This is a genomic window from Rhizomicrobium sp., from assembly GCF_056722145.1.
In genome coordinates this window covers 1-4,657 of sequence record NZ_JBWZET010000258.1, presented here as the reverse complement: position 1 = coordinate 4,657, position 4,657 = coordinate 1, and the positions used below count along the sequence as shown (strand labels likewise).

7 protein-coding genes are annotated in these 4,657 nt (G+C 61.7%); 3 read left to right on the top strand and 4 right to left on the bottom strand.

Annotation, left to right across the window (positions count from 1 at the left end; genetic code table 11):
- Positions 1–307, bottom strand: a 307-nt coding sequence (locus AC1P6P_RS13760; protein WP_481403019.1) for a DUF1223 domain-containing protein, incomplete at its 3' end; no start/stop codon positions are given.
- Between the two features lie 228 nt (positions 308–535).
- Here AC1P6P_RS13760 and AC1P6P_RS13755 point away from each other — a divergent pair.
- Complete coding sequence (locus tag AC1P6P_RS13755) at positions 536–838, top strand: BrnT family toxin (protein ID WP_481403018.1); 303 nt, start codon at positions 536–538, stop codon at positions 836–838.
- Positions 822–1,088, top strand: a complete 267-nt coding sequence (locus AC1P6P_RS13750; RefSeq protein WP_481403017.1) for a BrnA antitoxin family protein — start codon at positions 822–824, stop codon at positions 1,086–1,088. Before AC1P6P_RS13755 ends, AC1P6P_RS13750 begins: the two co-directional genes overlap by 17 nt.
- 10 nt (positions 1,089–1,098) lie before the next feature.
- Here AC1P6P_RS13750 and AC1P6P_RS13745 read toward each other — a convergent pair whose 3' ends face one another.
- The 3 genes from AC1P6P_RS13745 to acnA all read right to left on the bottom strand — a co-directional run bounded on the left by AC1P6P_RS13745 (position 1,099) and on the right by acnA (position 4,374).
- A complete protein-coding gene (locus AC1P6P_RS13745; protein WP_481403016.1) occupies positions 1,099–1,308 on the bottom strand; it encodes a type II toxin-antitoxin system RelE/ParE family toxin in 210 nt (69 codons plus the stop codon).
- 56 nt (positions 1,309–1,364) lie between these two features.
- Complete coding sequence (locus AC1P6P_RS13740; RefSeq protein ID WP_481403015.1) at positions 1,365–1,574, bottom strand: hypothetical protein; 210 nt, start codon at positions 1,572–1,574, stop codon at positions 1,365–1,367.
- Positions 1,575–1,662: 88 nt separating this feature from the next.
- Complete coding sequence (gene acnA, locus AC1P6P_RS13735; protein ID WP_481403014.1) at positions 1,663–4,374, bottom strand: aconitate hydratase AcnA; 2,712 nt, start codon at positions 4,372–4,374, stop codon at positions 1,663–1,665.
- Positions 4,375–4,461: 87 nt separating this feature from the next.
- On the opposite strand from acnA, the gene AC1P6P_RS13730 reads away from it, so the two are divergent.
- Positions 4,462–4,657 (top strand): enoyl-CoA hydratase-related protein (locus tag AC1P6P_RS13730; protein WP_481403013.1); only part of this gene is annotated, 196 nt, incomplete at its 3' end.

Genomic DNA, 4,657 nt, shown 5'->3' with positions numbered 1-4,657 from the left:
CCGCATCCTCGCGCGCCGCGGGAACGTCCTTGATGCCGTCGACGATCATCTGCGGCGTGTAGACCCCACCGCGGCGCAAGGCGGCGGCATAGGCCTTTTGCCGGCGGGTGTTGTCATCGCTCGCCAGCGTGTCCTTCCAGCCGAACATGTCCCAGTAGGTGACCGCGAAACTCAGCACCAGCACGCCCGGACGCTGCGCCAGCTTGGCGGCGACGGCGTTGGCGGCGAGGCACGAGCTGCAGCCTTGCGAGGTGTAGACTTCCACCACGATCGGACGCGGTTCAGGCGCGGTCGGCCCCGCGGACACGCTCGCAGCGGAACAGAGCAACAAAGCAAGCGCGGCGGTTGCAACCCTCATGCGAAGAAGCTTAACCCGATCAGCGCGGGGGAACCAGTCACTTCGGCTTGATCGCGATGCCGCGGAATCCGCATATAAGCGCCTGTTTTGATGGCACAGTCCGCATCGAAGCAGAAACCCAACGTCGCAAAGTGTCACCGGACTTGCGTCTATTGTATATTATAGTAATATACACCAATGCTCGATCGGGACCTTGTCGCAGGGTTTGAGTGGGACGACGGCAACGCCCGCAAAAGCGCCGACAAGCACAACGTCAGCCAATCCGACGCCGAGCAGGTCTTTTTCAACATGCCGCTTTTGCTTTTTGACGATGAGCGGCACAGCACTGCCGAGGTACGTTTTCACGCCTACGGCAGATCCAACGACAACCGTCTCCTGCAGGTTTCGTTCACAATGAGAGCCGAGGGACGTGTGATCCGTGTGATCTCGGCGCGTGACATGTCGCGTAAGGAAAGAGCTGTCTATGACCAAGAAATATAAACCCGTCCCGAAGTTCGCCAGCGAGGCCGAAGAGCGCGCCTTCTGGGAAAGCCATGACACGGCGGATTATTTCGATCTCAGCAAGGCGCGTCGCGTGGTCTTCCCCAACCTGAAGCCGACCACCACCGCGATTTCCCTGCGCGTGCCGGTGAGCCTGCTCGACGCCATCAAGGTCGCCGCCAACAAACGCGACGTGCCCTACCAATCGCTGATCAAGACCTGGCTCGCGGAGAAGGTGGAGAAGGCGTGAAAGCCGGGCCTCAAAGAGGACTCTGGCTGGCGTGCCGGATGTGGGTCACGAAGATACTGTTGGCCGTGAGGCGATAATAGATGGAATGCATACGGTAGACGTAGCGCCGCCGGCCGGATTTCCATTCGCGGCCCAATTTCGGATTATCGGCGAGAAGCTCGAAGCTGTAATAGAGCCCATCAATATATCCGTCGGTCTGGCCGCTGCCGAAATTCTCCATCGTGTAGCGGACAATGCTTTTGATGTCCGCCTTGGCACGATTGGAAATCTCGACGTTTATTTCTTCGCTTCGGACCGCACTTCGGCAAGAATCTCATGCCTTGAAGCATGGCTCGCGACGCCACTGGCGAAACCGGCTTCTTCATCACGTTCGATGACAGCCAAGCGCTCGGCGGGCGTCAGACTCTCCCACCGCGCCCTGTCCGCACCCGAGGGAAACACGGAGAACGTGATTTCCGATACGTCGATGGCTTTTGCGTCACTCATAACGCCGACAATAGCATAATCCGGCCGCGCCCTTCAAACCGGCGTGCGTAGCGATGCCCGAGCGGCGAGAAATGAATGGTGGTCGCGATTACGCCATCAACTGCCTCAGCACATACGGCAGAATTCCGCCGTTCTGGAAGTAGGCGACTTCGTCGGCGGTGAGCAGCATCAGCACCAGCGGCAGGTCGGCGGTACGGCCGTCTTTGTAGTGGATGGTCGCGGTCACGCGTTTCAGCGGCTTCAAATCGTCGGCGATGCCTGGGATGTCGATGATCTCCTCGCCGGTGAGATCGTAATCTTTGCGCGTCTTGCCGGCTTCGAATACGAACGGAGCGACGCCCATGCCGACGAGATTGGAGCGGTGGATGCGCTCGAAGCTCTCCACGATCACCGCTTTGACGCCCAACAGCTTCGGCCCCTTCGCCGCCCAATCGCGCGACGAGCCGGTGCCGTATTCCTTGCCGCCGATGACGATCGCGGGCACGCCTTCGGCCTTGTACTTCGCCGCCGCATCGAAGATCGACATTTCCTCGCGGGGTGAACTGGAATCGGGGGGCTGGTACAGCGTGTTGCCGCCCTCCTTGCCGCCCAGCATTTCGTTCCGTATGCGGATGTTGGCGAAGGTGCCGCGCTCCATCACCTCGTGATTGCCGCGGCGGCTGCCGTAGGAATTGAAATCCTTCGGCGCAATGCCGTGCTCCTGCAGGTAAAGCCCGCCCGGAGCCGCCGGCTTGATCGATCCGGCCGGCGAGATGTGGTCGGTGGTGATGGAATCGCCAAACAGGGCCAGCACGCGCGCGCCCGAAATATCCGACAGCGGCGCCGGCGCCATTGCCATGCCTTCGAAATAAGGCGGATGCTTCACATAGGTCGACTCCGCATCCCAGCTATAAGTCTGGCCCTTGACGACCTTGACCTTCTTCCAGTTGGCGTCACCTTCGAACACGTCGGCATAGCGGGCGCGGAAGGCGCTGGCTTTCACCGCCTTTCGCACCGCGTCGGCAACTTCCTTCGCGCTCGGCCAGATGTCCTTCAGATAGACGTCCTTGCCGCCCCTGCCCTTGCCGATCGGCTCTTCCAGCAGATTGACGTTGAGCGATCCGGCGAGCGCGTAGGCGACCACCAGCATCGGCGAAGCGAGGAAGTTGGCGCGCACCTGCTGATGCACGCGGCCTTCGAAATTGCGGTTGCCCGACAGCACCGAGGCGACTGCGAGATCGTTGGTCGTGATCGCCTTGGCGACCGGCTCGGGCAGCGGGCCCGAATTGCCGATGCACGTCGTGCAGCCGTAGCCGACGAGATTGAAGCCGAGCTTGTCGAGATATTTGTCGACCCCGGCGCGGCTGAGATATTCCGTCACCACCTGGCTGCCCGGCGCCAGCGAGGTCTTCACCCACGGCTTCACTTTCAGCCCGAGTTCGACCGCCTTCTTGGCGACAAGCCCCGCGCCCATCATCACGCTCGGGTTGGAGGTGTTGGTGCACGAGGTGATCGCCGCGATCACGACGTCGCCATGACCAAGCGTGAAGCTCTCGCCCTCCACCGCGACGCGGGCGTCGTCAGGGTTCTTCTTGTAGCGGCTGGTCAGCGCCTCCTTGAACACCGTCGGCGCGGTGACCACCGGCACACGATCCTGCGGCCGCGCCGGTCCGGCGAGCGAGGGCACCACCAGTCCGAGATCGAGTTCCAGCGTCGCGGTGAAGTCCGGATCGGGGCTCTTGGCGTCGCGGAACAGGCCTTGCGCCTTGGCGTATTTTTCCACCAGCGCGACGCGGGCCGGCTTGCGCGCACTGTCTTTCAGATAGCGCACGGTCTCGGCATCGATCGGGAAGAAGCCGCAGGTGGCGCCGTATTCGGGGGCCATGTTGGCGATCGTGGCGCGGTCTTCCAGCGTCATCTCATCGAGGCCGGGGCCGTAGAATTCGACGAACTTGCCGACCACGCCCTGCTTTCTCAGCATTTGCGTCACGGTCAAGACCAGATCGGTCGCGGTGGTGCCTTCCGGCAGCTTGCCGGTGAGCTTGAAGCCGACGACTTCCGGAATCAGCATCGAGATCGGCTGCCCCAGCATCGCCGCTTCGGCTTCGATGCCGCCGACGCCCCAGCCGAGCACGGCAAGGCCGTTGATCATGGTGGTGTGGCTGTCGGTGCCGACCAGCGTATCGGGGAAAGCATATTCCACCGCAGCGCCGCGCTTGTCCTTGCCTTTGCGCGTCCACACCGTCTGCGCCAGGTATTCGAGATTGACCTGATGGCAGATGCCGGTGCCCGGCGGCACGACGCGGAAATTGGCGAACGCCTGCTGGCCCCAGCGCAGGAAGGCATAGCGCTCGCGATTGCGTTCGTATTCGATCGCCACGTTCTGCTTGAACGCGGTCTTGAGGCCGAAATTATCGACCATCACCGAATGGTCGATGACGAGATCGACTTCGGCGAGCGGGTTGATCTTGGCGGGATCGCCGCCGAGCGCCTTCATCGCATCGCGCATCGCGGCGAGATCGACCACGGCGGGCACGCCGGTCAGGTCCTGCATCAAGACGCGCGCCGGGCGGAATGCGATTTCGCGGTCCGAACGCTTGTTCTTGAGCCAAGCGGCAACGGCTTTGATGTCGGCCGCCGTAACGGTCTCGCCATCCTCGTAACGCAGCAGGTTCTCGAGCAGAACCTTCATCGCATAGGGGAGCCGGGAAATCCCTTTGAGCCCGTTTTTCTCCGCCTGGGTGAGGCTGAAATAGACATAGCTTTTGCCGCCCACCGAAAGGGTCCGGCGGGATTTGAAGGTGTCGAGGCTGGTCTTCACGGAAGCGCGCCTTTGATAAGGGGGTGGAAGCACACGTGGTTTAGTGGAATTCTAGAGAAATTCCAAGTCAGCCGAAGGGGTGCTCCCATGAGCAAATCGGTTCGCGTGGAGAAAAACGGCGCGGTCACCACAGTGATTCTCGACCGCCCGGAATCCGCAAATGCCGTCGATCGCACCATGGCCGACGCACTCGCCGATGCCTTCGTCGCGTTTGCCGGCGATGACGATGCCCGCGTCGCCGTCTTATGGGGCGCAGGAGGAAATTTTTCGGTTGGTATAGATC

Bases quoted from the DNA above. Each gene is read 5' to 3' on its own strand.
- AC1P6P_RS13755 (WP_481403018.1), top strand. From the start codon at position 536: ATGCTCGATCGGGACCTTGTCGCAGGGTTTGAGTGGGACGACGGCAAC.
- AC1P6P_RS13750 (WP_481403017.1), top strand. From the start codon at position 822: ATGACCAAGAAATATAAACCCGTCCCGAAGTTCGCCAGCGAGGCCGAA.
- AC1P6P_RS13745 (WP_481403016.1), bottom strand. From the start codon at position 1,308: ATGGAGAATTTCGGCAGCGGCCAGACCGACGGATATATTGATGGGCTC.
- AC1P6P_RS13740 (WP_481403015.1), bottom strand. From the start codon at position 1,574: ATGAGTGACGCAAAAGCCATCGACGTATCGGAAATCACGTTCTCCGTG.